Origin of the sequence: Leisingera coralii (genome assembly GCF_049056525.1) — a bacterium.
Taxonomy (GTDB): domain Bacteria; phylum Pseudomonadota; class Alphaproteobacteria; order Rhodobacterales; family Rhodobacteraceae; genus Leisingera; species Leisingera coralii.
Map to the genome: position 1 here is coordinate 232,938 of NZ_JBHUPT010000002.1, position 26,333 is coordinate 259,270.

Here is a 26,333-nt window from a genome sequence, read left to right on the forward strand (position 1 = left end):
ACAGCCCGATGCGCATCTCCGCTCTCACTGCCCAGGCCGTGACCTGGAAGAACGGCGGCGGCGTGACCCGCGAACTGGCCGTGCACGAACAAGACGGCCGCATGGTCTGGCGGTTGAGCCTCGCGGATATTGCCCAAAGCGGCCCGTTTTCCGCCTTTCCCGGCCTCGCCCGTATCCATTGCATCGTCGAAGGCGCCGGCCATACCCTGTCGAATGAAAGCACACGGCTGGAGGCCCGGCCGCTGGAGCCGCTATGTTTCGATGGCGGAGCGGATTTGGACTGCCGCTTGCGCGACGGGCCCTGCAGGGCGTTTAACGTGATTTATGACCCGGAGCAGGTGACGGCAGACCCCAGGATTCTGACAGATGGCCCGGTTCCGGATGCTGAAGGCCGGCAAGTGCTCTTCGTGGTCTCCGGTTGTCTGGACATGGCAGGCACAGACCGTCTCGGCCCTGGCGAGGGGGGCGTTACGGAAAGCGCCGCCGGTGCAGTTATCACCGGCGGCGGCACTGTGATCCAAGTGCGGTTTCTGCCTTTTTAGAGACTGTTCAGCAGCTCTTTGACTGCCGTTTTGTAGCCTGCAACCACGCTGTTTCGCGCGATGTGGCGGCCCTGCTGAACCACATGGCGGCCTGCGCTCCAGACGTCCGTGACGGTGTCATCGCCCGCGGCAAAGCAGAGGCCGTCCAGCAGCTGTCCGGGCTTCAACGCGTAAAGAGCGGGCGCGCCGCTGTCAATCGCCACCAGATCCGCCAGCGCGCCTTCCTCGATCCGCCCGGCATCGCGCCCCAGGGCCTGCGCCCCGCCTTTGGCCGCGCCCAGGTACAGCGTCTCGCCGACCGAGCCCTCGCCCGGCACCAGCACATTGCGCGCCAGGTCCCGAAGACGCTGGGAATATTCCAGCGTCCGCAGCTCCTCCGGCAGCGAAATCCGCACGTTAGAGTCTGATCCGACCCCGAAAGCCCCCTTGTGTTCCAAGTATTCCACCCCGTTGAACGGCCCGTCGCCCAGGTTGGCCTCGGTGATCGGGCAGAGACCCGCAACGGCGCCGGAGCGGGCCATGCCGATGGTCTCGGCACTGGTCATATGGGTGGCGTGGATCAGGCACCATTTGCCATCCACGGGAGCGTTCTCCAGCAGCCATTCAACGGGCCGCGCACCCAGCCAATCGCTGATATCCGCCACTTCCTTGGGCTGTTCGGCGATGTGGATATGCACCGGAAGCCCGTTTTGGATCCGCAGCACTTCCGCCAGATCCTCGGGACAGGTGGCGCGCAGCGAATGCGGCGCGATGCCGACGCTGGCATCTTCGGGCAGGTTCCGTGCGGCAATGTCCCGGGCGCGGGTGACGAGCTCGGAGAATTCCGCAACCGAATTGCCAAACCGCTGCTGCCCCCCATTCAGAGCCTGTTTCCCAGCCCCGCCATAGGTGTAAAGCACCGGCAGATGGGTGAGGCCGATGCCGGTCTGGCTGGCAGCGGCAAACACCCGCTCGCTGAGCTCAGTCATCGATGCGAAATGCGCGCCGCCCGGCTGGTGGTGGACATAATGGAACTCCCCGACTGAAGCATAGCCGGCTTCCAGCATCTCCATGAACACCAGCGCCGCGACGGCCTCATACTGCTCAGGCGTGATGCGGTCCATAAAACGGTACATCAGCTCGCGCCAGGTCCAGAAGCTGTCCTTCCCCGCTGCCCGGTATTCCGTCATGCCAGCCATAGCACGCTGAAAGCTGTGCGAATGCAGATTGCCCAGCGATGGCAGCAGCACGTCCGCCCGTGTATCGCCCGGCTGCGGCCCGGCGCCGGTTTCCGTGGAGGAGATCCGGCCGTTCTCAACTGTCAGCCGGAGGTTCTCTGCCCATCCTTGGGGCAGGCGGGCGCGCTGGGCAAATATGGTCTGCATCTGACCCTCTTATGTGTAGATGTAATACTATTAGCGGCAGGCTTATTGCGCGGCAAGGGTTTTACACAGGAGGGACGCTGCCCCTCGGCCTGGCGGCCTCACCCCGGGATATTTCCGGGCCAGAAGAACAGGGGATCCAGTCTTCTTCTGGCTGGAAATATCCTGGGGTTTGGGGCAAAGCCCCAACCGCCGGAGGCAAAGAAAAACGCGCCCGGCAAGGGGCGCGTTCCTGTCGTTCAGAATTGCAGCGCGGATCAGTCGCGCAGCAGCTCGTTGATGCCGGTCTTGGAGCGGGTCTTCTCATCGACGCGCTTCACGATCACCGCACAGTAGAGGCTGATGTTGTTCTTCGACGGCATGGAGCCCGCCACCACAACCGAGTAGGGCGGCACTTCGCCGTACATCACTTCGCCGGTCTCGCGGTCGACGATCTTGGTCGATTTGCCGATGAAGACGCCCATGCCCAGAACCGAGCCTTCGCGCACGATGCAGCCTTCGACCACCTCGGAGCGGGCGCCGATGAAGCAGTTGTCCTCGATGATGGTGGGGCCGGCCTGCATCGGTTCCAGCACGCCGCCGATGCCAACGCCGCCGGACAGATGCACGTTCTTGCCGATCTGCGCGCAGGAGCCGACGGTGGCCCAGGTGTCGACCATGGTGCCCTCATCGACATAGGCGCCGAGGTTCACGAAGGAGGGCATCAGCACCGCGCCCGGCGCGATATAGGCGGATTTGCGGACGACGCAGTTCGGCACTGCACGGAAGCCTGCGGATTTCCAGTCAGCTTCGCCCCAGCCGGCAAATTTGCTGTCGACCTTGTCCCACCAGCCGCCGGCCTGCGGGCCGCCTTCGTGGATTTCCATGTCCTTGATGCGGAAGCCCAGCAGCACCGCTTTCTTGGCCCACTGGTTCACGTGCCAGTCGCCGCTCTCCAGCTTTTCGGCCACCCGCAGCTTGCCCGAGTCGAGCGCGTTCAGGGTGTCTTCGATGGCTTCACGCTGTTCGCCGGTAGTGGCGGGGGTGATGGTGTCGCGCGCCTCCCAGGCGGCTTCGATCGCTGCTTCCAGCTGGGCGTTGGACATGGATGTTCCTCCGGCATCGGTTTGAGTCGCAGCTTCATAGCGGCAATCTGACTGCAGGTCATGTCCGTATTGCGTCCAAATTGCCGCCCCCGACGGCGTTTTGCCGGGTTCCAGCCGGGTCAGCGCACCCGGCGCAGGTGGCGGCGCAGGATTTCGCAGGCGGCGGCGGGATCGCGGCGGGTCATTGCGCTGACGATGGCGGCGTGGTCGGCATCCACCCGGCGGGTCCACTGGTGCTGCCAGTTGGCAAACAGATGCCGGGCGGCGGCGATATGCAGATCGTCGATCGAGGCCAGCAGCCGCGGCATCGCGCAGGGCGCCAGGATCACCCGGTGAAAGGCGCGGTTCAGGCGTTCCCAGCCGGCCATGTCCTCTGCCGCGTCGCAGGCCAGACGGGCGGCCTCGGCCATCTCGATGTCCTCAGGGGTGAGGCGGGCAAAGGCGTGGGTGAGGGCCAGCACCTCCAGCGCCACGCGCATCTCGATCACCTCGCGGATTTCAGACGGGTCCAGCGCGCTAACCCTTGTGCCGCGGCGGGGCTCGGATTTGGCCAGCCCATGCGCCTCCAGCCGCAAGAGCGCCTCGCGCACCGGCACGTGGCTGGCCTCGAACTCACGGGCGATATGGTCCTGGCGCAGCTTTTCCCCGGCAGCCAGGCTGCCGGTGATAATGCGCTCGCTCAACGCCTGGTAGATCGTATCGGCAATGGTTGCAGACATGTAATGGCGATACCGGGGCGGCTCTCGGCCCGCAAGGATTATCCAAGCGGATCCGGGGCGATGTTGCCGCCGCAGATCAGCACCGCCACCCGCTCGCCCGGTGCCGGCCGGTAGGCGCCGCACATCAGCGCCGCCAGCGCCGTTGCGCCGGCAGGTTCGACCAGGATCCGCCGCTCGCGCCAGAGCGCCGTCTGGGCTTCGGTAATGGCGCTGTCCGGCACAGTCAGAGAAGTGATGCCCTGCGTTGCCGCAAGCTCAAAGCAGATGCTGCCGATGCGTTTGGCGCCCAACGCGTTGGCCGCAACGCCGGAGACCTCCACGTCGACAGGCTGTTGTGCTGCCAGCGCCGCGTGCAGCGCGCAGGAGGTCTCCGGCTCCACCGCGACGATCTTCCGGGCGCCCTGGAACCAAGCCAATGCGCCGCCGATCAGCCCGCCGCCGCCGACGGCGATCAGCAGGGTATCGGCCTCCAGCCCCTGGGCCTGCCATTCGGCAAAGCAGGTGCCCTGGCCCGCAACGGTGGCGGGCGCGTCATAGGCGTGGACCTGCATGGCGCCGGTCTCCTGCTCATAGGCCTGCGCCTGGTCCAGCGCGTTGGCATAGGCACCGGGCACCACCTGCAGATCGGCACCGGTGCGCTCGATCAGGGAAATCTTGGCGGGTCCTGCCATCTCCGGCACATAGATCCGCGCCTTGTGCCCCAGCTGGTGCGCGGCATAGGCCGCGGCGGCGCCGTGATTGCCGCCCGAGGCCGCAACCAGCCCGGCCGCGGGCACCTCCTGGCTCAGCAGCGTGTTGAAGGCGCCGCGGGCCTTGAAGCTGCCGGTATGCTGCATGTGCTCCAGCTTCAGTTCCACCGGATACGGCAGCCCGAAGCCCTGCGTCTGCATCACCGGAGTGCGCTGCACATGGGGGCGGATGCGCTCTGCCGCTGCAGTGATTTCACTTTGCCAGTCCATGCGCTGCCCTCCTGCCTGCTGCGCCGGAACCTTAGCCGCACCAGGTCCGGACGCAAGCGGAACGGCGCGTTCTCCTGCATTCTTGATTGGCGCTAACGGTCAAGGAGGGTTACAAAGGAGGTCCTGTTATTTTTACCTGGATTGCCCATGACCGAAGACCGCCACAGCCGTTTCAGCGATGCCCATACCGACCGGAACCGGGCAGAGCACGTGCCCGCCACGCCGCAGACACGGTCACCTGCCTACCGTCTGGCATTCGCCGACCAGGATTTCATGTACCGCGAGGAACTGCGCCCGGTGCGTCTGCAGCTGGAGCTTCTGAAACCGGAGCTGATGCTGAACGAGCGCGGCATCGAAAGCACCATCGTGATGTTCGGCGGCGCCCGCATCCCGGATCCGAAGCACAAGGACAGGGCGCGCACCCAGACGCTGGCCGATCTGTCGCATTTCTATGATGAGGCGCGTGAATTCGCCCGGCTGATGACGGAAAAGTCAAAGCAGAGCGGCGGACGTCAGAACGTCGTGGTGACAGGCGGCGGCCCCGGCGTGATGGAAGCCGGCAACCGCGGCGCTCAGGATGCGGGCGGCCATTCCATCGGCCTGTCGATCGTCCTGCCGCATGAGCAGGCGCCCAACGGCTTCGTGACGCCGGACCTCAGCTTCAACTTCCACTATTTCGCGATCCGCAAGATGCATTTCCTGATGCGGGCGCGGGCGATCAGCGTGTTCCCGGGCGGCTTCGGCACCCTGGACGAGCTGTTCGAGAGCCTGACCCTGATCCAGACCGGGCGGATGGAGCGGGTGCCGTTCCTGCTGTTCGGCAAGGACTTCTGGGACAGGATCATCAACTGGGAGGCGCTGGCCGATGCCGGCACCATTTCGGATCAGGATCTGGACCTGTTCCGCGTCGTCGACACCGCGCAGGAAGCGGTGCAGATCATCGACAACTGGGAGCCCGCGCCGCCGCGCGAATCCCTTCCCGGCCGCGAGCGCTGAGCGCGCAGGCGGAGAACTCTGCTGCTGCCGGGCTCAGGCCAGCTCCGGCGGCAGCGTGCCGATTTCGTCGCCGGTGGTCAGCCGGGTGAGGACCGGGGTGCCTGCCACGGTTTTCACCGCATAGCCATAGCCGCGCAGGCGGAATTTCCATTCCCGCGGGCTGAGCGCTTTCTGCCGCTCGCTGCGGATCAGTTCCAGAACGCTGGGGTCAACGGGCGGGGCCTGTTTGTCTACCGGTGCCATAAGACGGTTACCTTTCAAAACATTTGTCCATGAATTGGAAACTGTTCCCGGCAAATGGCGGAATTCGAGCCGGTCTGGGGAAAAAATGGGGCAGCGGCTTACTGGTGCTTTCCGGCAACGGTCCAGCCGGAGCGGGCTGTGAAGCCCTTGGCAGAACTGATGCCGGAACGCGGTCCCCGGCCTCGCGCAACCAGCGGCCGTTCGCGTGACTGACGCTTGTTCTTGCCCGCACACGCCCGGGCTGCTGTAATCTTTGTTAAATTGAGCGTATTCAGCCCGGGAACGGGCCAAACTTGGCCACATTTGCAAACAAATAATTACCAGCATTGGGATTGCGGAGTAATTGAATGTCCGAAGTTACAGACTATACGGCGCTTCTGGCGTACACGTCGAACAGCTACTTGCGCTGGAACAGCCAGGTCAAACTCGGCACCCCGTCCGTGGTGACCTACAGCTTCTACGGGGCCGGTGAACTTGGCAGTGCCGCCAGCGATCCCTATGGCGCAACCAGTTACTGGTCCTTCAACAGCACCCAGCGTGGCTACTTCCGCCAGGCTCTTGCCGAATTCGAAGAAATCTCCGGTTTGAAATTCGTTGAAACGGATGGTCCGGCGATGATCAACGTGTTCGGCTACAACGGCGGATCCGCAGCCGGCTGGGCGAACTATTCCTGGGCCAGCGCTTATTCCACCGGCCAGGGCGACCTCGCGATCCAGGGCAGCAGTATGGCGCCGGGCACCTACGGGTATGAAACGATCCTGCATGAGATCGGCCATGCCGTGGGCCTCGAGCACCCGCATGATGGCGGCAATACGCTGGCGGACCATATGGACGACCAGGCGCACACGGTGATGACCTACAGCTATGCGGGGTACAATGTCACCGAGCTGGGCACCTTTGACGTCCAGGCGCTGCGCCATCTTTATGGCGGGGCGGCAGGGACTCATGGCTGGGACGCTTACGTCAATGGCGCAGGTAAAGTTGTTATCAAGGCCAGCGGCCGGTCCGAGGTTGTTCTGGCAACTGGTCAGGACACCAGAATCTTTGCTAATGGCGGCAACGACACGGTCAAAGGCCGTGAAGCCGATGACATGCTTGCAGGCTGCAAGGGCAGTGACCGGCTGTTTGGCGGTTACGGCCGGGACACTCTGATTGGCGGTGAAGGGGCTGATACCTTATTGGGCGGCACAGACTGGTCCGACTTTTCCGGTGCCAGCGGCGAGCGGGATATCCTGCGGGGTAATCTGGGCAACGACAAGCTGTTTGGCGGACGCGGAAATGACGTGCTTCAGGGCGGTAACGGTCACGACCGCCTCATCGGCGGCGACGGTTCCGATATCCTGTTTGGCGGCAGGCACGCGGATATCTTCATATTCAAGGCCGCCGATTACAATGACAATGACGTCATCAGAGATTTCGGCCGGGGCAACGACAGAATTAAATTTGCCGGCACCGGCGCGGACAGTTTCAGCGACCTGACAATTTCCCAGCAGGATGGGAACACGCTGATCAGCTTTTACGGCAACTACAACATCGAGCTCACCGGCTACACCGGCGGGCTGACCGCGGACGATTTCATTTTCAGTTAATCCAGCCGGAGACCCTGCGGACGGACCCTGCCGCGCCGGGGCCGGAGCCGGGGTCACTTCATCCCGGCTTCGGCCTCGATCTGCTTGCGGCTCTTGCGGGCGCGTTCGGTCGCCGACTTCAGCTGGCCGCAGGCCGCCATGATGTCATCGCCGCGGGTCTTGCGGATCGGCGAGGCGTAACCTGCCTGATAGATGATATTGGCAAAGGCGTGGATGCGGTTGTTGGAGGACCGCTTGTAGGGGCTGCCCGGCCATTCGTTGAACGGGATCAGGTTGATCTTGGCCGGGATGTTGTAGCGCTTGATGTGGTCGATCAGACGGTGCGCGTCCTCGTCCGTGTCGTTCACCCCGTCCAGCATCACGTATTCAAAGGTGATCCGCTCCGAGTTCGACGCCTTGGGGTAATCCGCCAGCGCCTGCAGCAGCTCGTCGATGTTCCAGCGCTTGTTGATCGGCACCAGCACGTCGCGGGTCTCGTTGGTGGTGGCGTGGAAGGAGATCGCCAGCAGGCAGCCGATTTCCTCGGCTGTCCGCGCAATCTCCGGCACCACGCCGGAGGTCGACAGCGTGATCCGGCGGCGGCTCAGCGAGATGCCTTCCGGGTCCATCGCAATCTTCATCGCGTCGCGGACGTTTTCGAAGTTATAAAGCGGCTCGCCCATGCCCATCAGCACAATGTTGGAGAGCAGCCGGGTTTCGTCCTTCGGCGCGCCCGGCGTGGGCCATTCCTCCAGATCGTCGCGCGCCATCATCACCTGGCCGACAATCTCAGCCGGGGTTAGGTTGCGCACCAGTTTCTGGGTGCCGGTGTGGCAGAAGGAGCAGGTCAGGGTGCAGCCGACCTGGGAAGAAATGCACAGGGTGCCGCGGTCCTCCTCGGGGATATAGACCACTTCAACCTCATGGCCGCCGGCAATCCGCACCAGGTACTTGCGGGTGCCGTCGGTCGAGACCTGCTTGCTCACCACCTCGGGGACACGGATCTCAAACGTCTCCGCCAGCTGCGCGCGGTAGGCTTTGGCCAGGTTGGTCATCTCACCAAAGTCGCGCTTGCCCCACTGGTAGATCCACTGCCAGATCTGGCCGACCCGCATCTTGGCCTGCTTCTCCGGCGTGCCGTGCTCGATCAGCACCTCGCGCATCCGCTCGCGGGTCAATCCGACAAGATTGATCTTGCCGCCCTCGGGGTCCTTGCGGGGCAGGGTCAATACGTCTTGGGTGATCGGCGCGCTGGCGGTCATGGCTTTCGGACTCGATGCTGATGGGCGGATGCGGCTCTATATAGGATTCTGGCCGAAGATCAAAAGGAATCCTCGAAACAAGTTTTTCCGGCACTGCGCGAGGGCGCGCTTATCTGGAATAGCGGACCAGCTCCGCCACCCGCGCCCGGCCCAGGGTGGTCCAGCAGGCCCGGGTTGCGATCCCGGCATCTTCGCGCACCGGATGCGCTGCCCCGGCAAAGCTGCAATGCGCCACGCGGTAGGCTTCCCAGGCGGTCTGCCCGCCCTTCAGCGCCGCAACGGCGTCGCTGTTGCCATTTCCGGCGTCGATCTCCGCAGCGGCCACCATCGCAGCCTCCAGGGCGTTGTTGAGCGCGGCTTCCACGCCTTCCTCGTCATCGGCGACGCAGGTGCCGACTTCCTCCTGGCTGCCGTCGCCGCATTCCAGTGCCGGATTGGCATGGGCGGGCAGGGCAAGCAGCGCAACTGCAAGGCAAGTGAACGGGAGAATGGCAAACTTCGGCATGGCAGGCACCTCCTGCCTTCCATGCTACGCGCCCCGCGGCTTCCAAACAAGAAAACCCCGGCGCGGGCCGGGGTTTGCAGGAATGCGATGCGGGCAAGGCTTACTTGCTGCAGCGCTTCTCGGCGTCTTCCACCGCGGCGGTGAAGCCCAGCAGCGAGAAGGTGTCCTTGGTCTGTGTGCCGCGGGCCGAACGCGCGGTCAGCACCGCATCGGCGCCGCGCTTCATCGCGGTGATGATCTTGGCGTCATCCGCAGGGGTCGCCGGCCAGGCCCATTCGCCCTCGGTGAACAGCTCGAACTCGGAGTCGCCGATCGCCATGTTGACGGTGGAGCCCGGCGCAAACGGATAGCCGCCGGTAAAGCTCACCTCACCCTTGGGGGCGGCGTCCTCGCGGTAGGTGACAAACAGCTGGATCTCGCTGCGGCGCACCGCCACCACGCGGCCGTCGCGGGTGTTCACGGTTTCCTTCGGGGCCGACACGCCCCAGCATTCGCTCGGGTTTTCGCCTTCGAAGACACTCCAGTCGACCTTTGCGGCGACCCGGTTGTTCGAAGTTTCCTGCGCAGTTGCGGTGGTTGCCAATGCTGCCAGACACAGGCCCGCAGCCACGCGGGCGAGTTTCAATGCCATTTGTCCCGACTCCAAGACTGTTCTCTTACCTCAAAACCAAGCAAAGGGCCCGCAGCGTTTCATCCGCTGTCTGGTCCCGATCCCCTCGCTTGCGCTACACAAGCACACTAACGTAACAAGCACCACGGGCGAAAGTGCGTTTTGGCAGGATTTCGCCAACAAAACATGAGGGGAGACATCATGCCGAAACCTGTGCCCATGGCCGAAGTCTGGCGCGGCCCGCTGCTGGAAAGCCTGCACCTGGGCCATGCTGTCATCTGCGATGCCTCCGGGCAGGTGGTGCGCAGCTGGGGCGACCCCGATGCGGTGATCTATCCGCGCAGTTCCGCCAAGATGATCCAGGCGCTGCCGCTGATCACCTCCGGCGCTGCCGCGCGTTACGGCCTCACGTCCGAGCAGCTGGCGCTGGCCTGCGCCTCCCACAACGGCGCCCATATCCACACGGACCGGGTCAATGCCTGGCTGGATCAGCTGGGGCTGAAGGACGACGATTTCCGCTGCGGCCCGCAGCTGCCGGATGACATCCCCGCCCGCAATGAGCTGATCAAATCCGACAGCAGCCCCTGCCAGGTGCACAACAACTGCTCCGGCAAGCACGCGGGTTTCCTGACCCTGACCCAGTACCTCGGTGCCGGGACGGAATACATCGAGATGGACCACCCGGTGCAGCAGGCCTGCCTGGCGGCGTTTGAGGAAACCACCGGCCAGGACAGCCCCGGCTACGGCATCGACGGCTGCTCGGCACCGAACTTTGCCACCACCGTCACCGGCCTGGCCCGGTCGATGGCCTGGTTTGCCAGCGCCGCGGACCGCTCCGACCGCGCCTCGGAGGCGGCGCAGCAGCTGGTCGCAGCCATGACCGCGCATCCGGAACTGGTGGCGGGCGAGACCCGCTGCTGCACCAACCTGATGCGCGCGATGGGCGGCAAGGCGGCGATCAAGACCGGCGCCGAGGCGGTGTTCATCGCCATCCTGCCGGAACAGAAGCTGGGCGTGGCGCTGAAGATCACAGATGGCACCACCCGCGCCAGCGAATGCGCGATTGCGGCGCTGATGGTCAGCCTCGGCGTGCTGGAAGCGGAGCACCCGGAGACCCGCAAATACATGAACAAGACTCTCTACAGCCGCCGCGGGCTGGAATGCGGCTCGATCCGCCCCGCAGCAGAACTGCTGTTCTGAAATCAAATGCCCCGGTTCTGAACCGGGGCATTTTCTTACATCTCCATCTCGATGATCTCGGCGACTTCGACCGAGCCGCTGCCGTCCACCACCATCGGGCAGCCCTTGGCCATCTCGCAGGCCGCGTCCTGGTCGGACGCCTGCACAACCGAATAGCCCGAGACCGGATTTGCACCGCCATTGTCCGCCACGCCGCCGGCGCTGACGGTCTTGGACATGCCCACCGGCGCGCCCGGCACTTTCAGCGCATCGCCCATCGAGCCCATCCAGCTTTTCCACGCTTCCATGACCTTGGCGCCTTCCTCCTCGCTCTCCGGGGTCTTGCCGCCGTGGTAGACAAAAATGAACTCTGGCATCGGTCTTCTCCCTTGGTTGCGGTGACTTGTGCTTCAGGCGTCTGCGGTCAGCTGAGCCTCCAGTTTGCGCAGGGTCGAGGTCCAGCCCTCTTCATGGCGTGCGGCAATCTCATCGCCGGCCAGATCGCGGTGATCGATCAGCAGCATGGCGCCATCCCCGGCGGCGGCGACGGTGAAGGTCACATGGCTCTCGGCGCCGCGGCGGCCGTCCTCATCATGCCAGGCCCAGGTGAAGCCGACGGATTTCGGCACATCCACATGGGTCACCTGGCCGGAGACATGAAACCGCTGCCCGTCGCTGTTCTGCATGATCGAATACCATGGGCCGGTGCGGCTGAGGTCCAGGTCGTGTTCCGGAATGCTGACCCCCTCCGGCCCCCACCATTTCAGCAGCTTGTCCGGGGTGGTCACCCACCCGAACAGCTTTTGCGGGCTGACCGGGAAAATCCTTTGCAGCTGCAGATCGCTCATGCGCCGTCCTCCATCAAGGCCGCCTCCAAACGGTCCAGGCTGCCGTCCCAGAACGCTTTGCGGGATTGGGTCCACTCGGCAATCATCCTGAGGCCCTCGGGCCGCGCGGAATAGAGCCGCTTTGTGCCATCGGCGCGCTGGGTCACCAGCCCGGCCTCGCGCAGCACCTTCAGGTGGCGCGAGATGGCCGGCGCCGAAATGCCCGCCCCCGGCGCCAGATCGCCCGCGGGCAGCTCGCCCTGGGTGATCAGCTGGTCGACAATCGACATGCGGGTTTCGTCCGACAGGGCGGCAAAGGATTTCAGAAGCGGAGTCATGCAGTCATTATTAACTGTATCGTTAAATAATGAAAGCGCTATTTCCACCCCGCCTGAGACCGGCGGAAACTGCGGGCCGGGCCCAAGGCCGCCAAGGCGCGGCTGCGCCGGCAGCCGCACCTGCGGGCGCGGGAGGTCCCCCGGTCCCTGACCCGGGGAGCGGTCTCAGCTTCTGAAATCGTCCTGGGAGTAGCCCTGGATATACAGCAGCGCGGTCAGGTCGCCGTGGTTGATGCGGATATCGCATTCCGCCGCAACCGAAGGCTTGGCGTGCAGCGCAACTCCTGCGCCGGCGCGCTTCAGCATGCCCAGGTCGTTGGCGCCGTCGCCCACCGCAATCACATCCGCCTCACCGATCCCCAGCCGGGCGGTGATCTGCTCCAGCGCCTCCACCTTGGCCTCGCGGCCCAGGATCGGCCGCGCCGCTTCTCCGGTCAGCCTGCCATCTGCCGCCAGCAGCGTATTGGCGCGGTTCTCGTCAAAGCCCAGCTCCGCCGCCACGCGTGCGGTGAAGGCCGTGAACCCGCCCGACACCAGCGCCGCATAAGCGCCATTTGCCTTCATCACCGCCAGCAGCTGCTTGCCGCCCGGCATCAGGGTGATGCGCTCGTCCAGAACCTTGGTGATCACCGACTCCGGCAGCCCCTGCAGCAGCCCGACCCGCTCGATCAGCGCCCCCTCGAAATCCAGCTCGCCGTTCATCGCCCGGGCGGTGATCTCCTTGACCCGCGCGCCGACGCCCGCCTCCTCGGCCAGCTCGTCGATGCACTCCTGCTGGATCATGGTCGAGTCCATGTCGGCCAGCAGCATCTTCTTCTTCCGCCCTTCCGCAGCCTGGATCACAAGGTCCACCCCCATCTGCTGCAGATCCTCCCAGACCTGCCAGCGGTTGTCCGGCATCTGCTCCAGCGCAAACTCGGCCGCCACCCCCGGCGCCAGCCAGATGGCCTCGCCGCCGCCCCAGGCATTGCGCAGCGATTCGGGCAGGGCGGGCTCCAGCACCGGGCTGGCGGGATTGCAAAGCAGGCTGGCAACAAACATCGGCGGGCTCCGTAGCTTCGGGATTCGTTCTGTCATAGCGGGCCGCCGGGGCATCGGCCAGACGGCAAAATGCCGTTCAAATCCGGGGTTATCATAAGGTGCGGTCCTTTTTGCCATTTCAGAGCAGCTGTTTCCGATGGTGGAAAATCATGTCGTAAAAAACGGATGAACAGCCGCATTTTCTCAAAAAATCTGTTGCATGCCGCGCTGCAGCAGCCTAGCTCTGTAGGCGGGACACCCCTCCCCAACGAGGGGCGCTTATCTGGAAGGGTAGCATTGATGGCTATTGCACAACCGGCATCGCGGCCGGCCAATCCGCGTTTTTCTTCGGGCCCTTGCGCCAAACCTCCCGTCTTTGAACTGTCGAAACTGTCCGGCGCGCCGCTGGGCCGCTCGCACCGTGCCGCGGTTGGCAAGGAGAAGCTGAAGGCGGCGATCGAAGGCACCAGCGAAATCCTGAACATCCCCGCCGGTTACAAGATCGGCATCGTGCCCGCCTCCGACACCGGCGCGGTGGAAATGGCGATGTGGAACCTCCTGGGCGCCCGCGGCACCGAGATGCTGGCCTGGGAAAGCTTCGGCTCCGGCTGGGTCACCGACGCGGTGAAGCAGCTCAAGCTGGACGCCACCGTGAAAACCGCCGACTACGGCCAGATCGTCGATCTTGCCACCGTCGATTTCACCAATGACGTTGTCTTCACCTGGAACGGCACCACCTCCGGCGTGCGCGTCCCCAACGGCGACTGGATCCCGGCGGACCGCGAAGGCCTCACCATCTGCGACGCGACCTCCGCGGCCTTTGCGCAGCACCTGCCCTGGGACAAGCTGGATGTGACCACCTTCTCCTGGCAGAAGGTGCTGGGCGGCGAAGCGGCGCATGGCATGATCATCCTCAGCCCCCGCGCGGTGGAACGGCTGGAAAGCTACACCCCCGCCTGGCCGCTGCCCAAGATCTTCCGCCTGACCAAGGGCGGCAAGCTGATCGACGGCATCTTCCAGGGCGCCACCATCAACACGCCCTCGATGCTGGCGGTGGAGGACTACCTGCTGGCACTCGACTGGGCCCGCTCCGTTGGCGGCATGGAAGGCCTGCGCGAACGCGCCTATGCCAACCTGGCTGCGGTGCAAAGCTTTGTGCAGGACAACCCCTGGATCGCCTTCCTGGCGGAACAGCCGGAATACCGCTCCAACACCTCGGTCTGCCTCAAGTTCACCGACGAACGCATCCAGGACGGTGCCGCCTTTGCCAAGGCCGTGGCCAAACGTCTGGAAACCGAAGGCGTCGCCTATGACATCGGCGCCTACCGCGACGCGCCTCCGGGCCTGCGCATCTGGTGCGGCGGCACGGTGGAGGCCACCGACGTGGCAGCGCTGATGCCCTGGATCAAATGGGCCTTCGAGGCCGAGATCGCGGCGCAGACCGAAGCGGCCTGATAATTGTCCTGCCCGGCGGCACCGCCGGGCAGCGCCCGACCCTCCCCACGGGAGGGCGCTTCGCACCCACCCAGGGCCGGGCGCAGCCCTTCTCAAAACAAATGGCCGCACAGGCCCCCGCAAAAAGGACCCTAAGCCATGGCTCCCAAAGTACTCATCTCCGACAAGCTGTCCGAGGCCGCCGTTCAGATCTTCCGCGACCGCGGCATTGACGTCGACTTCCTGCCCGACGTGGGCAAGGACAAGGAAAAACTGGCGGAAATCATCGGCCAGTACGATGGCCTCGCCATCCGCTCCGCAACCAAGGTGACCGAAAAGATCCTGGAAAGCGCCGATAACCTCAAGGTGATCGGCCGCGCCGGCATCGGCACCGACAACATCGACAAGGAAGCCGCCTCCAAGCGCGGCGTCATTGTGATGAACACCCCGTTCGGCAACATGATCACCACCGCCGAACATGCCATCGCTATGATGTTCGCGGTGGCCCGCCAGCTGCCCGAGGCTTCCGCCTCCACCCATGCCGGCAAGTGGGAAAAGTCCAAGTTCATGGGCACCGAACTCACCGCCAAGACCCTGGGCGTGATCGGCGCCGGCAACATCGGCGGCATCGTCTGCGACCGCGCCCGCGGGTTGAAGATGAAGGTAATCGCCTACGATCCCTTCCTCAGCACCGACAAGGCCGACAAGATGGGTGTCGAAAAGGTGGAGCTGGACGAGCTGCTGGCCCGCGCCGACTTCATCACCCTGCATGTGCCGCTGACCGACCAGACCCGCAACATCCTGTCCAAGGAAAACCTGGAAAAGACCAAGAAGGGCGTGCGCATCATCAACTGCGCCCGCGGCGGACTGGTGGATGAGGCCGCGCTGGCGGAGCTGCTGACCTCCGGCCATGTGGCGGGGGCCGCCTTCGACGTGTTCTCGGTGGAGCCGGCCAAGGAAAACGCCCTCTTCGGCCTGCCGAACGTGGTCTGCACCCCGCACCTGGGCGCCGCCACCACCGAGGCGCAGGAAAACGTCGCCCTGCAGGTGGCCGAGCAGATGTCCAACTACCTGCTGACCGGTGCGGTTGAGAACGCGCTTAACATGCCCAGCGTGACAGCTGAGGAAGCCAAGGTCATGGGCCCCTGGATCAAGCTGGCCGATCATCTGGGCAGCTTTGTCGGCCAGATGACGGATGAGCCGATCAAGGCGATCAACATCCTCTATGACGGCGTCGCCGCCGGCATGAACCTGGATGCTCTGAACTGCGCGGTGGTTGCCGGCATCATGAAACGCGCCAACCCGGAGGTGAACCTGGTCTCCGCGCCCGTCGTCGCTAAGGAGCGCGGCGTGCAAATTTCCACCACCAGCCAGGACAAATCCGGCTCCTTCGACGGCTATGTCAAGGTGACCGCGGTGACCTCCAAGCGCGAACGCTCGGTGGCCGGCACCGTGTTCTCCGACGGCAAGCCGCGGTTCATCCAGATCAAGGGCATCAACATCGACGCCGATGTGGGCGCGCATATGCTCTACACCACCAACGAGGACGTGCCCGGCATCATCGGCACCCTGGGCCACACCCTGGGCGACAATGGCGTTAATATCGCCAACTTCACCCTGGGCCGGTCCGAGGCCGGCGGCGAGGCGATTGCGCTGCTCTATGTGGATGAACCGGTTCCTGGCGAGGTCCGTGCCAAGCTGGCGGAGACCGGCCTGTTCAACCAGATCAAGCCACTGGAGTTTGACGTCGCCTAAGGGACCTGAACGTCCCCAGCGAACGCCTCTGCCGTCCTTCGCGGGGGCGTTTGCCCCGTTTCTGCGCCGCCTTGAACTCCGCTTTTCGCGGCCGGTGCCGCACCACGACCACGGTAAAGATCAGCATCGACAGCAGCGCCGCCACCGATCCCGCCTGCGCCAGCACCTCGCTGCGCTCCTGAATGGCCAGCGGAATGCCCGGCACCAGCAGCACCAGCGCCAGCAGCGCCGTGCCCAGGTGCAGCCGCGGCAGCTTGCCTTTGGCTGCGGCCGGCAGCAGGTGGTAATAAAACGCATAGATCGAACAGCTGACCCAGCCGAGCAGGTTCAGGTGCCCGTGCGCCGGCGACAAGAGGTGGTCCTGGCTCGCCGACATCTGAATTCCCCAGACCATGCCGCCAAGCGCTGACACCACCGCCGCCAGCATGAACCACCGCGCAATTCCGACCATGATCAATCCTCCCGGCTCTGACTGTCTGCAGGTGTCTTGCCCGATAAAATGCGGCGCCGGTGCCGGATTGCCAGCCGCCTGCCTGTTTTTCCCGGGGTTGAGCCTGCCGCCGCAATGCGCCATCAATCCGGCACAGCCCGCAGCAAGGAGCCGCCATGACCGCCCCCCTCTACGCCATCGGCGACGTCCACGGCCAGCTGGAGATGCTGGAGCAGGCGCTGGCCCGGATCGGGGCTGACGGCGGCGAGGGCGCCCGCATCGTCTTTCTCGGCGACTACACCGACCGCGGCCCCGACAGCCGCGGCGTGATCGAACGGCTCGCCCGGGGGCAGGCGGAAGGGCGCAACTGGATCTGCCTCAAGGGCAATCACGACCGGATGTTTTCCATGTTCATGGAGGACTACCCGCGCAACGATTCCCGGCTGCTGGTCGGCTACCACTGGCTGCACGAGCGGATCGGCGGCGTGGAGACGCTGCAGTCCTACGGGGTGGAGGTGGAAGACGGCGACCGCATCTACCAGACCCACGCCCGCGCCCGCGCCGCAATCCCGCAGGCGCATCTGGACTTCCTGGCAGGCCTCAAACCCTACCACCAGGAGGGCGAACTGCTGTTTGTCCACGCGGGCATCCGCCCCGGCCTGCCGCTGGAGAGCCAAAGCGAGGACGATCTGATCTGGATCCGCCAGGAGTTCCTCAGCGACGAGCGCGCCCACCCCTGGCTGGTGGTGCATGGCCACACCCCGGGCAGGCAGGCCGAGCACCGGGTGAACCGCATCAACCTCGACAGCGGCGCCGGCTACGGCCGCCCGCTCACCGCCGCGGTGTTCGAGGGCCGCGACTGCTGGCTGCTGACAGAGGCGGGCAGGGTGCCGCTGAGACCCTGATCCGCATTTCATCTTTCTCGAAATACTCTGGGGGTGAGCGCCAAAGGCGCGAGGGGGCAAAGCCCCCTCAACCGGACATCACGTCCAATCCAGCACCACCTTGCCGCTGGCCCCTGATTTCATCGCCGCAAACCCTTCGGCAAAATCATCCACCCCGAACCGGTGGGTGATCACCCGGCTCACATCCAGGCCGTTCTGCAGCATGGCGATCATCTTGTACCAGGTCTCGAACATCTCGCGCCCGTAGACCCCCTTGATGGTGATCGCCTTGAACACGATGCGCGACCAGTCGACCGGCGATTTGCCCGGCGGAATGCCCAGGAGGGCAATCTTGCCGCCCATCACCAGCGCCTCCACCATCTGATCCAGCGCCGCCTGGCTGCCGGACATCTCCAGCCCGACGTCAAACCCCTGCTTCATGCCCAGCTCCTGGATCACGTCCTGCAGCTCCTCCTTGGACACATCCACCGTGCGCACCGCCGGCACCACATGGGCGGCCAGCTTCAGCCGGTCCGGGTTGATGTCGGTGATCACCACATGCCGCGCACCGGCATGTTTCGCCACCGCCGCCGCCATGATGCCGATAGGCCCGGCCCCGGTGATCAGCACATCCTCGCCCAGCAGATCAAAGCTGAGGGCGGTATGCACCGCATTGCCCAGCGGATCGAGGATCGCACCGATCTCGTCCGGGATGTCATCCGGCAGCGGCACCACGTTGAAGGCGGGCAGCTTCAGATACTCGGCAAAGGCGCCCTGCTCATTCACCCCGATGCCGCGGGTGCCGGGGTCCAGATGGAACTTGCCGGCCCGGCTCTGGCGCGAGTCGGTCTTGATCAGATGCCCTTCGCCGGAACAGCGCTGGCCGACCGCCAGATCGGTGACATTGCGGCCGATCTCGACGATCTCGCCCGCAAACTCATGGCCGGTAATCATCGGCACCGGCACGGTGTGGGACGCCCATTCGTCCCAGTTCCAGATGTGAATGTCGGTGCCGCAGATGCCGGTCTTCTTCACCTTGATCAGCACCTCGTCCGGGCCGATCTCCGGCACCGGCGCCTGCACCATCCACAGGCCCTCCTGCGGATGGCTCTTCTCCAGCGCCTTCATCGTGTTCGGACGGCTCATGACAGGATCCCCAGTTCCTTGCCGACCTTGCCAAAGGCCGCCAGCGCCCGGTCCAGTTCGTCCCGCGTCAGCGCCGCGTTCATCTGCGTCCGGATCCGCGCCTGGCCGCGCGGCACCACCGGAAAGAAGAAGCCGGAGACATAGACGCCCTCGTCGAACAGCCTGGCCGCCATATCCTGCGCCAGCTGCGCCTCGCCCAGCATCACCGGGATGATCGGATGCTCACCGGGCAAGAGGTCAAAGCCCAGCTTTTCCAGCCCCGCCCGCCAGTAGCGCGCATTCTCGAACAGCTGCGCCCGCAGCCCGTCCCCTTCCTCTACCAGCCGGATCGCCTCCAGCCCGGCAGCAACAATCGATGGCGGCAGCGAATTGGAGAACAAATAGGGCCGCGCCCGCTGCCGCAGCAGGTCGATCACTGGCTGCGGCCCGGCGATATAACCGCCGATGGCCCCCCCAAGTGCTTTGCCCAAGGTTCCCGTCAGGATGTCCACGTCCACCCCGAAATGCTCCGGCGTGCCGGCCCCCGTCGCGCCCATGAAACCGGTGGCGTGGCAGTCATCCACCATCACGATGGCATCGTATTTGTCCGCCAGCGCCCGGATCTCCGGCAGCTTGGCCAGGTAGCCGTCCATCGAGAACACGCCGTCGGTCGCGATCATGATATGCCGCGCGCCGTCCTCGCGGGCCTGTTTCAGCCAGGCCTCCAGGTCGTTCATGTCGCTGTTCAGATAGCGGTAGCGCTTGGCCTTGCACAGCCGGATGCCGTCGATGATCGAGGCATGGTTGAGCGTATCCGAGATGATCGCATCCTCCGGCCCCAACAGCGGCTCGAACAGTCCGCCGTTGGCGTCGAAACAGGCGGCAAACAGGATCGCGTCATCCTTGCCCAGGAACTTCGCCAGCCGCTGCTCCAGCTCCCGGTGAATGTCCTGGGTGCCGCAGATGAACCGCACCGAGGCCATGCCGAACCCCTTCGGCTCCATCGCGTCCTTGGCCGCCTTGATCAGGGCGGGGTGGTCGGCCAGACCCAGGTAGTTGTTGGCGCACAGGTTGATCACCTGACGCCCGCCAACCGTGATCTCGCCCCCCTGCGGGGAGGTGATCATTCGCTCGCGCTTGTACAGCCCCTCGGCCTCGATCTGGGCCAGCGTATTGGAGATGTCGGTCAGAAAAGCAGTGGACATGCGCAAGCTCCTTTGGTGTCTCGAGTCGCGTGTCTAGCATAGCGGATGCGTTTCCGGAATACAGGATTTCAGGATTACGGAAAAAAATCCGTGAAACTGGACGCCGCCGGTGAACTTCCGCCAAACTGGACTATCTGCCCCCGAACTAGGGAGGATTGCAGACATGGCAAGGGTCACGGGAATTGGCGGCGTCTTCATCAAGGCACGCGGCGATGCCAAGGCGCTGGCGGCATGGTACCGCGACCACCTGGGGCTGGAGCTGACGGAGTTCGGCGGCGCCATCCTCAACTGGCAGGACGACAGGGCAGAGGACGGCGGCCTCACCGTCTGGGGCACTGCCGACCCCGATGGCACATGGTTCGCGCCCAGCACCTCCAGCTTCATGATCAACTACCGGATCGACGACATGGACGGCATGATTGCGCAGCTGACCGCCGCAGGCATCCCCATCGAGCAAGGGCCGGAGTCCCATGAAAACGGCCGCTTCGCCTGGATCCTGGACCCCGAGGGCAACAAGGTGGAGCTGTGGGAGCCCAAGCTTTGGGACGAGAAGAACAAGGACTGACAGGCCAATAGAAAACCAGGCCAAAAGAAAACGCGGCCCCTTTTCAGGGACCGCGCTTCCGGTCTGCAATACTGCGTGGCTTATGCCAGCTGCAGGTTCACCGCCGACTCGCGGCCGTCACGGCCTGCTTCGATGTCGAAGGTGACTTTCTGGTTGTCCGCCAGGCCGGTCAGGCCGGAACGCTCAACAGCAGAGATGTGCACGAACACATCTTTGGTGCCGCCGTCGGGTGCGATGAAGCCGAAGCCTTTGGTGGTGTTGAACCATTTTACGGTGCCAGTGGCCATATCCGTAGTCTCCTAGAATTTGCTGCCCGCGGAAGTGCGGCAGCCTGGCGTAGTCGGTCTGGATCGAGAGACTGATAACGCCGCAGAGCGGGAGACAGTGGATCGACAAGAATAACGTAAGCGGACCACATATGGTCTGTGTCTCCGAGTCGTTCAAGGGCTTTATGTATAAAAGACGGGAGACGGGGTTTTCTTGCCGATGCAGCCGTCCAGCTCATCTTACAGATGTCCCGTCCGGCCTCCCGCCGAAGGGCGCGTTTACGGCGTCACCTGTTTCATTCAGGTTGCGGCCCTCACGTTGCTCCCGCGCAGGAAGACGTCGCGCCTTAGGCGTTCTTCACAATCAGAAACACCCGCGCAGGCCCCTCGGGCGCGGTGATCGAATGGGCCACATCAGCGGCATAGCGGGCGGTGTCGCCGGCCTGCAGCTGGTCCTTGGCATTGCCGGAGCTCACCGCGATCTCGCCCTCCAGCACCGTCAGCTGCTCTACCGCGCCGCGGGTGTGCGGCTGGCTGATCAGCGCGCCGCCCTGATCGAACCGGATGTCATAAACCTCATGCCCGCCGGCTTCCTCCGGCGGCGACAGGATGCGGATGCGGCAGCCCTGGCCCATGTTCTCGATCTTGGGCACGTCGGCTGCGCGCAGCACCTCGATCCGGTCCTGCATGTCGCCCGCTTCCAGCAGCCCGGCAAAATCCACCTGCAGCGCGCGGGTCAGGTTCCACAGCGTCGCAATGGTGGGGGAGCTTTCGCCGCGTTCGATCTGGCTCACCATCGAGCGGCTGACGCCGGAGAGATTCGCCACCGCCTCCAGGCTCAGGCCCTGGGCGCGGCGGGCCTCCTTCAGGCGGGCGGGCAGCAGGGTCAGGATATCGTCTGTGTTTTCCGTCATGACGGATTCTCTGCGCTGATGAGGCTGATTTGTCAAATGTTCCGGCGCATCGCGATGCTGCGCTGCAGCGGTGCACAGGGGGTGTACAGGGGGTGCACAGGGGGTGACAGCCAGGTGACGCCGCGTTTTGATGACGGCACGTATCAGCAGACAGATCCATGCTGCGGGTGCATGATAGGGCAAATCTGACGAGGAGAGAGATTATGAATGACATCGTGATCCTGGACGGCGCCCGCACCGCCATCGGCACTTTTGGCGGCGCGCTGGCGGGCACAGCGCCGATCGACCTGGCCGCCACCGTCTCCAAGGCGGCGCTGGAACGCTCCGGCGTCGAGGGCGGCCAGATCGGCCATGTGGTCTTTGGCCATATCATCAACACCGAGCCGCGCGACATGTACCTGAGCCGGGTTGCCGCGATGCAGGCCGGGGTGCCGGACGTGGTTCCGGCGATGAACGTGAACCGTCTGTGCGGCTCCGGCGTGCAGGCAATTGTCTCGGCTTATCAGTCGCTTGCCATGGGCGATGCGGAATTCGCCCTTGCCGGCGGCGCCGAAAACATGTCGCGCAGCCCCTACATCCTCCAGCAAAGCCGCTGGGGCGCGAAGATGGGCGATGTGAGGTCGCTCGACATGATGCTGGGCGCCCTGAACTGCCCCTTCGGCACCGGCCACATGGGGGTGACGGCCGAGAATGTGGCGGACGAGCATGACATCACCCGCGCGCAGATGGATGAGTTTGCCCTCACCAGCCAGACCCGCGCGGCGGCGGCGATTGAGGCCGGGCATTTCAAATCGCAGATCACCCCGGTCGAAGTGAAGGTGAAACGCGACCTGGTGCCGTTTGAAGTGGATGAACACCCCAAGGCCACCACGCCGGAAGCGCTGGCCGGACTAAGGGCGGTGTTCCAGAAGGACGGCCGGGTAACTGCCGGAAATGCCAGCGGAATCAACGACGGCGCGGCGGCCATGGTGCTGGCCACCGCTGCGGCGGCAGAGAAGGCGGGGCTGAAGCCCAAGGCGCGGATTCTGGGCTATGCCCATGCCGGCGTGCGCCCCGAGGTGATGGGAATCGGCCCGGTCCCCGCGGTGCGCAACCTTTTGGAGAGAACCGGCCTGTCGGCTGGCGATTTCGACGTGATCGAATCGAACGAAGCCTTCGCCGCGCAGGCGCTGGCAGTGAACAAGGAACTGGGGCTGGACCCGGCCAAGGTGAACCCCAACGGCGGCGCCATTGCGCTGGGCCATCCGGTGGGCGCTACCGGAGCGATTATCACATTGAAAACGCTCTATGAACTGGAGCGGACCGGCGGCTCGAAAGGGCTGATCACGATGTGCATCGGCGGCGGTCAGGGCATTGCCCTGGCGATTGAACGGCTCTGACGGCAAGGCCGGCAAGGGGCGCCAATCCGGCGCTCCTTGCCCGGGCAACACGGCTTTTGCGAAGATATATTGCCATCTCCCTATGTGTGTTATGCAGTTTTAAGCATGAAAAATATCCCGTTGGAGCGCGTGGCGTTTCACGGTGATCTCCAGAATTCACTTGCCGGGGTTTTGAGAACGGCCGGGAATGCGCGCGGGCTGCAGGCTGACCAGGCTGGCCCGCGACGCCTTGCCGATCAGCTTGTGATGCGCGTCCAGAACCGGTGGCATCACCAGCGTAAAGCACCGGCTGCCGGACATGCCCGGTATGCGCCTGGTCCACCAGCGTCACCGCATAGGGTGACGAGGCCAGCATGGCTTCCAGCTTCGAGGACAGGGCCTGGCGCTCCGCCGAGCTGATCTGCAGTTCCTCATTTGGAGGTTTCCAGCTCCTCAATGACGGTCTGGAATTCCTCGATGGTCTGCTGCAGCGCCTCCTGGGCCCCGCTCCGCCAGCTGCTTTTCCACCTGCGCGTTCAGTTTGCGGAACTGCTCCGGGTCGCGCAAGAAACGGATGACGGAAATCAGCAGCCCGCGGTGCGGCGCCTCGGCCGCGTCGGCCTGCAGGCAACGTGCTAGAAACACACGAAATCAACATTGGATAGATGGTTTGGATTCTGATGCGTGCAGCCTGCACCGGGTGCGGAAACCGCACACCGGGGCTGCGCGGGCGTTTCACTGCAACCGCCAAAGTCTGCCGCGCGCCAAAGGGCGGGGCCATGGGGCAGGGGGCGCTGCCCCCTCTGGGCCTGCGGCCCATTCACCCCCGGGGTGCTTCGGACCAGAAAGAAGAGCGCTGCTGATGCGGCTGAGGGATCTCAGATCAGCAGGGCAACGGCCGCGAAGAGGGCTGCACCGCCGGCAGCGCCGAAGGCAGCCGGAGCAACCCAGCTGCCGGGGTTGCGGTTCTGGACGCCGTTCTGCGCGGCCTGGGCAATCAGCGCCTGTTCCACCAGCGCAGGCAGGCGCGGGCCGAAGCGCGCCATCACCTTGGCGGTCTCCAGCAGGTCGGAGGCCACAGCGCGCGGGCCGATGGATTTCTTGATGTAGTCCTCGACCACCGGCCGGGCCGCTTCCCAGATGTTGATATGCGGGTCCAGCGAGCGGGCGACGCCCTCGACCACCACCATGGTGCGCTGCAGAAGGATCAGCTCGGTGCGGGTTTCCATGCCGAAACGCTCGGTCACCTCGAACAGGTAGTTCAGCAGCCGGCCCATGGAGATCTGCGAGGCGTCCATGCCGAAGATCGGCTCGCCCACGGCGCGCAGGGCGCGGGCGAATTCGTCAACGTCGCGGTTGGCGGGCACGTAACCGGCCTCGAAATGCACCTCGGCCACGCGTTTGTAATCACGCTTGATGAAGCCATAGAGGATCTCGGCATAAACCCGGCGGGTGTATTCGTCGATGTGGCCCATGATGCCGAAGTCATAGGCGATGATGTCGCCGTTGGCCGCGACCTTGAGGTTGCCCTGGTGCATGTCGGCGTGGAAATAGCCGTCACGCAGCGCGTGGCGCAGGAACAGCGACAGCACCCGGTTGGCCAGCAGCTTGCGGTCATGGCCTGCGGCGTCCAGCGCGTCATTGTCGCCGAGCGGAATGCCGTCGGCCCAGCCCATCGTCATCACCCGGCGGGCGGAATAGGCCCAGCGGATTTCCGGCAGCTGGAATCCCTCGTCCTTGGCGGTGTTGGCAGCAAACTCAGACGCTGCGGCGCTTTCCAGCCGCAGGTCCAGTTCCCCCTGCACCACGCCGTCGAAATGCTCGATCACGTCCATTGGCCGCAGGCGGCGGGCGCCGGGGGCAAACAGGTCGACGATGCGGGCGGCAAAGTAGAAAGCGTCGACATCGCGGTTGAAGGCGCGCTCGATCCCCGGGCGCAGCACCTTGACGGCGACCTCCTCGCCGGTTTCTGCCAGCGTGGCCCGGTGCACCTGGGCGATGGAGGCGGCGGCGATCGGGTCGCTGAAGTCCGAGAAGATCTCGGAGACCGGACGGCCCAGCTCCTTTTCGACCTCGGCCAGCGCCTGGGCGCGGGAGAACGGCGGCAGCTTATCCTGCAGAACCCGCAGCTGGTTGGCCAGATCCTTGCCCACCACGTCCGGGCGGGTCGAAAGCACCTGGCCGAACTTGATATAGGCAGGCCCCAGCGCGTTCAGCGCGCGGGTTTCCGGCGGCATCGCGGGGTCGCCCTTGTAGCCCAGCCATTTGAACGGCCAGCCCAGGGTGCGGGCCAGCATCCGCAAGGGTTTGGGCGCCTCAAACGCCTCCAGCACCGAATGCATGGCGCCGGTGCGCTCGAAAGTGGCGCCCGTGCGGATCAGGCGCAGGATATTATGAGGGCCGCGCATGGATCAGATCTTCCAGCCCGAATGCAGGCAGGCGATGCCCATCGACAGGTTGCGGTACTTGGCGTTCTCGAACCCCGCCTGTTTCACCATGCCCAGAAAGGTCTCCTGATCCGGGAAGTTGCGGATCGATTCCACCAGGTACTGATAGCTGTCGTAATCGCCGGCAATCATCTGCCCCATCCGCGGGATCACGTTGAAGGAATAGAGGTCATACAGCTTCTGCAAACCGTCATTTGGCAGCTGCGAGAATTCCAGCACCATCAGCCGCCCGCCGGGGCGCAGCACCCGGTAGGCCTCGTTCAGGGCCTCTTGCGGGCGGGTTACGTTCCGGATGCCGAAGGAGATGGTGTAGACGTCAAAGGTGTTGTCCTTGAACGGCAGCTTCATCGCGTCGCCGGTGACCCAGTCGAGGCTGTCGGCCATCTGTTCGGCCTCGGCGCGCTTGCGGCCTTCCTCCAGCATCGGGCGAGTGAGGTCGAGCACGGTGGAGTGGCCGTGGCCTGCGCGTTTCAGGAAGCGGAAGGAAATGTCGCCGGTGCCGCCTGCCACATCCAGCAGCCGCTGGCCCGGGCGCGGTGCCAGCCAGTCCATCATCGCGTCCTTCCAGACCCGGTGGATGCCGACGCTCATCACGTCGTTCATGATGTCGTACTTCGAGGCGACCGAATTGAAGACCCCCTGCACGCGGCCTGCCTTCTCCTCCTCGCGGACGGTTTCGAAACCGAAATGGGTGGTGTTCTGCGATGTGTCTGCCATGGGGCCTTGCCTCTGCGAA

At 64.6% G+C, this 26,333-nt stretch carries 29 protein-coding genes; 9 read left to right on the plus strand and 20 right to left on the minus strand.

Annotation, left to right across the window (positions count from 1 at the left end; translation table 11 throughout):
* Nucleotides 1-8: 8 nt before the first annotated feature.
* Complete coding sequence (locus ACFMBG_RS01650) at nt 9-542, plus strand: HutD/Ves family protein (protein WP_421052985.1); 534 nt, start codon at nt 9-11, stop codon at nt 540-542.
* Here ACFMBG_RS01650 and ACFMBG_RS01655 read toward each other — a convergent pair.
* The 4 genes from ACFMBG_RS01655 to ACFMBG_RS01670 all read right to left on the minus strand — a co-directional run bounded on the left by ACFMBG_RS01655 (nt 539) and on the right by ACFMBG_RS01670 (nt 4,666).
* Nucleotides 539-1,906 carry a formimidoylglutamate deiminase gene (locus ACFMBG_RS01655; RefSeq protein ID WP_421052986.1) on the minus strand — a complete coding sequence of 456 codons (1,368 nt, stop codon included), beginning with the start codon at nt 1,904-1,906 and terminating at the stop codon, nt 539-541. The two genes, ACFMBG_RS01650 and ACFMBG_RS01655, sit on opposite strands and share 4 nt — an antisense overlap.
* 254 nt (nt 1,907-2,160) lie before the next feature.
* A complete protein-coding gene (dapD, locus tag ACFMBG_RS01660; protein WP_421052987.1) occupies nt 2,161-2,988 on the minus strand; it encodes a 2,3,4,5-tetrahydropyridine-2,6-dicarboxylate N-succinyltransferase in 828 nt (275 codons plus the stop codon).
* A gap of 119 nt (nt 2,989-3,107) precedes the next feature.
* Complete coding sequence (locus ACFMBG_RS01665; protein ID WP_421052988.1) at nt 3,108-3,707, minus strand: GntR family transcriptional regulator; 600 nt, start codon at nt 3,705-3,707, stop codon at nt 3,108-3,110.
* Between the two features lie 38 nt (nt 3,708-3,745).
* On the minus strand, nt 3,746-4,666 hold the full coding sequence (locus ACFMBG_RS01670; RefSeq protein WP_421052989.1) for a threonine/serine dehydratase: 921 nt from the start codon (nt 4,664-4,666) through the stop codon (nt 3,746-3,748).
* A 147-nt stretch (nt 4,667-4,813) separates the two neighbouring features.
* On the opposite strand from ACFMBG_RS01670, the gene ACFMBG_RS01675 reads away from it, so the two are divergent.
* Nucleotides 4,814-5,662 (plus strand): LOG family protein, encoded by an 849-nt coding sequence (locus ACFMBG_RS01675; protein ID WP_421052990.1) that lies wholly within the window; start codon nt 4,814-4,816, stop codon nt 5,660-5,662.
* A 33-nt stretch (nt 5,663-5,695) separates the two neighbouring features.
* Here the strand turns inward: ACFMBG_RS01675 and ACFMBG_RS01680 are convergent, their stop codons facing one another.
* Nucleotides 5,696-5,905, minus strand: coding sequence for a hypothetical protein (locus tag ACFMBG_RS01680; protein ID WP_259971404.1), 210 nt, complete (start codon nt 5,903-5,905; stop codon nt 5,696-5,698).
* A 347-nt stretch (nt 5,906-6,252) separates the two neighbouring features.
* Here ACFMBG_RS01680 and ACFMBG_RS01685 point away from each other — a divergent pair, with 347 nt between their 5' ends.
* Nucleotides 6,253-7,494: a reprolysin-like metallopeptidase gene (locus ACFMBG_RS01685; RefSeq protein ID WP_421052991.1), complete on the plus strand. Its 1,242-nt coding sequence runs from the start codon at nt 6,253-6,255 to the stop codon at nt 7,492-7,494.
* Between the two features lie 53 nt (nt 7,495-7,547).
* Here ACFMBG_RS01685 and rlmN read toward each other — a convergent pair whose 3' ends face one another.
* The 3 genes from rlmN to ACFMBG_RS01700 all read right to left on the minus strand — a co-directional run bounded on the left by rlmN (nt 7,548) and on the right by ACFMBG_RS01700 (nt 9,871).
* A complete protein-coding gene (gene rlmN / locus ACFMBG_RS01690; protein ID WP_421052992.1) occupies nt 7,548-8,735 on the minus strand; it encodes a dual-specificity RNA methyltransferase RlmN in 1,188 nt (395 codons plus the stop codon).
* A gap of 109 nt (nt 8,736-8,844) precedes the next feature.
* A complete protein-coding gene (locus ACFMBG_RS01695) occupies nt 8,845-9,240 on the minus strand; it encodes a lysozyme inhibitor LprI family protein (RefSeq protein ID WP_421052993.1) in 396 nt (131 codons plus the stop codon).
* A gap of 100 nt (nt 9,241-9,340) precedes the next feature.
* Nucleotides 9,341-9,871 carry an invasion associated locus B family protein gene (locus ACFMBG_RS01700; protein ID WP_421052994.1) on the minus strand — a complete coding sequence of 177 codons (531 nt, stop codon included), beginning with the start codon at nt 9,869-9,871 and terminating at the stop codon, nt 9,341-9,343.
* Between the two features lie 180 nt (nt 9,872-10,051).
* Here ACFMBG_RS01700 and ACFMBG_RS01705 point away from each other — a divergent pair, with 180 nt between their 5' ends.
* Entirely contained in the window at nt 10,052-11,050 is a 999-nt protein-coding gene (locus ACFMBG_RS01705; protein ID WP_421052995.1) for an asparaginase, read from the plus strand.
* Between the two features lie 35 nt (nt 11,051-11,085).
* Here the strand turns inward: ACFMBG_RS01705 and ACFMBG_RS01710 are convergent, their stop codons facing one another.
* The 4 genes from ACFMBG_RS01710 to serB all read right to left on the minus strand — a co-directional run bounded on the left by ACFMBG_RS01710 (nt 11,086) and on the right by serB (nt 13,235).
* On the minus strand, nt 11,086-11,406 hold the full coding sequence (locus ACFMBG_RS01710) for a YciI family protein (RefSeq protein WP_421052996.1): 321 nt from the start codon (nt 11,404-11,406) through the stop codon (nt 11,086-11,088).
* A 33-nt stretch (nt 11,407-11,439) separates the two neighbouring features.
* On the minus strand, nt 11,440-11,877 hold the full coding sequence (locus tag ACFMBG_RS01715) for an SRPBCC family protein (protein WP_421052997.1): 438 nt from the start codon (nt 11,875-11,877) through the stop codon (nt 11,440-11,442).
* Nucleotides 11,874-12,194 (minus strand): ArsR/SmtB family transcription factor, encoded by a 321-nt coding sequence (locus ACFMBG_RS01720; RefSeq protein ID WP_421052998.1) that lies wholly within the window; start codon nt 12,192-12,194, stop codon nt 11,874-11,876. The genes ACFMBG_RS01715 and ACFMBG_RS01720 overlap by 4 nt, the downstream gene beginning before the upstream one ends.
* A gap of 165 nt (nt 12,195-12,359) precedes the next feature.
* A complete protein-coding gene (serB, locus tag ACFMBG_RS01725; RefSeq protein ID WP_421052999.1) occupies nt 12,360-13,235 on the minus strand; it encodes a phosphoserine phosphatase SerB in 876 nt (291 codons plus the stop codon).
* Nucleotides 13,236-13,514: 279 nt separating this feature from the next.
* Between serB and ACFMBG_RS01730 the strand changes: the two genes are divergently transcribed.
* Together ACFMBG_RS01730 and serA are read left to right on the plus strand one after the other, a co-directional pair.
* Nucleotides 13,515-14,669, plus strand: coding sequence for a phosphoserine transaminase (locus ACFMBG_RS01730; protein WP_421053000.1), 1,155 nt, complete (start codon nt 13,515-13,517; stop codon nt 14,667-14,669).
* Nucleotides 14,670-14,807: 138 nt separating this feature from the next.
* Entirely contained in the window at nt 14,808-16,403 is a 1,596-nt protein-coding gene (serA, locus tag ACFMBG_RS01735) for a phosphoglycerate dehydrogenase (RefSeq protein ID WP_421053001.1), read from the plus strand.
* Here serA and ACFMBG_RS01740 read toward each other — a convergent pair.
* The gene (locus ACFMBG_RS01740) at nt 16,375-16,854 is read right to left on the minus strand and encodes a hypothetical protein (RefSeq protein ID WP_421053002.1); all 480 of its coding nucleotides are present in this window, start codon (nt 16,852-16,854) and stop codon (nt 16,375-16,377) included. The two genes, serA and ACFMBG_RS01740, sit on opposite strands and share 29 nt — an antisense overlap.
* A gap of 155 nt (nt 16,855-17,009) precedes the next feature.
* Between ACFMBG_RS01740 and ACFMBG_RS01745 the strand changes: the two genes are divergently transcribed.
* A complete protein-coding gene (locus ACFMBG_RS01745; RefSeq protein ID WP_421053003.1) occupies nt 17,010-17,738 on the plus strand; it encodes a metallophosphoesterase family protein in 729 nt (242 codons plus the stop codon).
* 78 nt (nt 17,739-17,816) lie between these two features.
* On the opposite strand, the gene tdh is transcribed toward ACFMBG_RS01745, so the two are convergent.
* Nucleotides 17,817-18,845 carry an L-threonine 3-dehydrogenase gene (gene tdh, locus ACFMBG_RS01750; protein ID WP_421053078.1) on the minus strand — a complete coding sequence of 343 codons (1,029 nt, stop codon included), beginning with the start codon at nt 18,843-18,845 and terminating at the stop codon, nt 17,817-17,819.
* 14 nt (nt 18,846-18,859) lie between these two features.
* Entirely contained in the window at nt 18,860-20,047 is a 1,188-nt protein-coding gene (locus ACFMBG_RS01755; RefSeq protein ID WP_421053004.1) for a glycine C-acetyltransferase, read from the minus strand.
* A gap of 163 nt (nt 20,048-20,210) precedes the next feature.
* On the opposite strand from ACFMBG_RS01755, the gene ACFMBG_RS01760 reads away from it, so the two are divergent.
* Nucleotides 20,211-20,612, plus strand: a complete 402-nt coding sequence (locus ACFMBG_RS01760) for a VOC family protein (RefSeq protein WP_421053005.1) — start codon at nt 20,211-20,213, stop codon at nt 20,610-20,612.
* A gap of 80 nt (nt 20,613-20,692) precedes the next feature.
* On the opposite strand, the gene ACFMBG_RS01765 is transcribed toward ACFMBG_RS01760, so the two are convergent.
* Both ACFMBG_RS01765 and ACFMBG_RS01770 read right to left on the minus strand, forming a co-directional pair.
* Nucleotides 20,693-20,899, minus strand: a complete 207-nt coding sequence (locus tag ACFMBG_RS01765; protein WP_421053006.1) for a cold-shock protein — start codon at nt 20,897-20,899, stop codon at nt 20,693-20,695.
* A gap of 326 nt (nt 20,900-21,225) precedes the next feature.
* Nucleotides 21,226-21,792, minus strand: a complete 567-nt coding sequence (locus ACFMBG_RS01770) for a helix-turn-helix domain-containing protein (RefSeq protein ID WP_421053007.1) — start codon at nt 21,790-21,792, stop codon at nt 21,226-21,228.
* Between the two features lie 203 nt (nt 21,793-21,995).
* On the opposite strand from ACFMBG_RS01770, the gene ACFMBG_RS01775 reads away from it, so the two are divergent.
* On the plus strand, nt 21,996-23,171 hold the full coding sequence (locus tag ACFMBG_RS01775; RefSeq protein ID WP_421053008.1) for an acetyl-CoA C-acyltransferase family protein: 1,176 nt from the start codon (nt 21,996-21,998) through the stop codon (nt 23,169-23,171).
* Nucleotides 23,172-23,327: 156 nt separating this feature from the next.
* On the opposite strand, the gene ACFMBG_RS01780 is transcribed toward ACFMBG_RS01775, so the two are convergent.
* The 3 genes from ACFMBG_RS01780 to ubiE form a co-directional block, all read right to left on the minus strand.
* Nucleotides 23,328-23,471, minus strand: a complete 144-nt coding sequence (locus tag ACFMBG_RS01780) for a hypothetical protein (protein WP_421053009.1) — start codon at nt 23,469-23,471, stop codon at nt 23,328-23,330.
* A gap of 557 nt (nt 23,472-24,028) precedes the next feature.
* On the minus strand, nt 24,029-25,558 hold the full coding sequence (ubiB, locus tag ACFMBG_RS01785; protein WP_421053010.1) for a 2-polyprenylphenol 6-hydroxylase: 1,530 nt from the start codon (nt 25,556-25,558) through the stop codon (nt 24,029-24,031).
* A gap of 3 nt (nt 25,559-25,561) precedes the next feature.
* Nucleotides 25,562-26,314, minus strand: coding sequence for a bifunctional demethylmenaquinone methyltransferase/2-methoxy-6-polyprenyl-1,4-benzoquinol methylase UbiE (gene ubiE / locus ACFMBG_RS01790; protein WP_421053011.1), 753 nt, complete (start codon nt 26,312-26,314; stop codon nt 25,562-25,564).
* Between the last annotated feature and the right edge of the window lie 19 nt (nt 26,315-26,333).

Coding starts and splice junctions, on each gene's coding strand:
- ACFMBG_RS01650 (WP_421052985.1), top strand. CDS start 9: ATGCGCATCTCCGCTCTCACTGCCCAGGCCGTGACCTGGAAGAACGGC.
- ACFMBG_RS01655 (WP_421052986.1), bottom strand. CDS start 1,906: ATGCAGACCATATTTGCCCAGCGCGCCCGCCTGCCCCAAGGATGGGCA.
- dapD (WP_421052987.1), bottom strand. CDS start 2,988: ATGTCCAACGCCCAGCTGGAAGCAGCGATCGAAGCCGCCTGGGAGGCG.
- ACFMBG_RS01665 (WP_421052988.1), bottom strand. CDS start 3,707: ATGTCTGCAACCATTGCCGATACGATCTACCAGGCGTTGAGCGAGCGC.
- ACFMBG_RS01670 (WP_421052989.1), bottom strand. CDS start 4,666: ATGGACTGGCAAAGTGAAATCACTGCAGCGGCAGAGCGCATCCGCCCC.
- ACFMBG_RS01675 (WP_421052990.1), top strand. CDS start 4,814: ATGACCGAAGACCGCCACAGCCGTTTCAGCGATGCCCATACCGACCGG.
- ACFMBG_RS01680 (WP_259971404.1), bottom strand. CDS start 5,905: ATGGCACCGGTAGACAAACAGGCCCCGCCCGTTGACCCCAGCGTTCTG.
- ACFMBG_RS01685 (WP_421052991.1), top strand. CDS start 6,253: ATGTCCGAAGTTACAGACTATACGGCGCTTCTGGCGTACACGTCGAAC.
- rlmN (WP_421052992.1), bottom strand. CDS start 8,735: ATGACCGCCAGCGCGCCGATCACCCAAGACGTATTGACCCTGCCCCGC.
- ACFMBG_RS01695 (WP_421052993.1), bottom strand. CDS start 9,240: ATGCCGAAGTTTGCCATTCTCCCGTTCACTTGCCTTGCAGTTGCGCTG.
- ACFMBG_RS01700 (WP_421052994.1), bottom strand. CDS start 9,871: ATGGCATTGAAACTCGCCCGCGTGGCTGCGGGCCTGTGTCTGGCAGCA.
- ACFMBG_RS01705 (WP_421052995.1), top strand. CDS start 10,052: ATGCCGAAACCTGTGCCCATGGCCGAAGTCTGGCGCGGCCCGCTGCTG.
- ACFMBG_RS01710 (WP_421052996.1), bottom strand. CDS start 11,406: ATGCCAGAGTTCATTTTTGTCTACCACGGCGGCAAGACCCCGGAGAGC.
- ACFMBG_RS01715 (WP_421052997.1), bottom strand. CDS start 11,877: ATGAGCGATCTGCAGCTGCAAAGGATTTTCCCGGTCAGCCCGCAAAAG.
- ACFMBG_RS01720 (WP_421052998.1), bottom strand. CDS start 12,194: ATGACTCCGCTTCTGAAATCCTTTGCCGCCCTGTCGGACGAAACCCGC.
- serB (WP_421052999.1), bottom strand. CDS start 13,235: ATGTTTGTTGCCAGCCTGCTTTGCAATCCCGCCAGCCCGGTGCTGGAG.
- ACFMBG_RS01730 (WP_421053000.1), top strand. CDS start 13,515: ATGGCTATTGCACAACCGGCATCGCGGCCGGCCAATCCGCGTTTTTCT.
- serA (WP_421053001.1), top strand. CDS start 14,808: ATGGCTCCCAAAGTACTCATCTCCGACAAGCTGTCCGAGGCCGCCGTT.
- ACFMBG_RS01740 (WP_421053002.1), bottom strand. CDS start 16,854: ATGGTCGGAATTGCGCGGTGGTTCATGCTGGCGGCGGTGGTGTCAGCG.
- ACFMBG_RS01745 (WP_421053003.1), top strand. CDS start 17,010: ATGACCGCCCCCCTCTACGCCATCGGCGACGTCCACGGCCAGCTGGAG.
- tdh (WP_421053078.1), bottom strand. CDS start 18,845: ATGAAGGCGCTGGAGAAGAGCCATCCGCAGGAGGGCCTGTGGATGGTG.
- ACFMBG_RS01755 (WP_421053004.1), bottom strand. CDS start 20,047: ATGTCCACTGCTTTTCTGACCGACATCTCCAATACGCTGGCCCAGATC.
- ACFMBG_RS01760 (WP_421053005.1), top strand. CDS start 20,211: ATGGCAAGGGTCACGGGAATTGGCGGCGTCTTCATCAAGGCACGCGGC.
- ACFMBG_RS01765 (WP_421053006.1), bottom strand. CDS start 20,899: ATGGCCACTGGCACCGTAAAATGGTTCAACACCACCAAAGGCTTCGGC.
- ACFMBG_RS01770 (WP_421053007.1), bottom strand. CDS start 21,792: ATGACGGAAAACACAGACGATATCCTGACCCTGCTGCCCGCCCGCCTG.
- ACFMBG_RS01775 (WP_421053008.1), top strand. CDS start 21,996: ATGAATGACATCGTGATCCTGGACGGCGCCCGCACCGCCATCGGCACT.
- ACFMBG_RS01780 (WP_421053009.1), bottom strand. CDS start 23,471: ATGTCCGGCAGCCGGTGCTTTACGCTGGTGATGCCACCGGTTCTGGAC.
- ubiB (WP_421053010.1), bottom strand. CDS start 25,558: ATGCGCGGCCCTCATAATATCCTGCGCCTGATCCGCACGGGCGCCACT.
- ubiE (WP_421053011.1), bottom strand. CDS start 26,314: ATGGCAGACACATCGCAGAACACCACCCATTTCGGTTTCGAAACCGTC.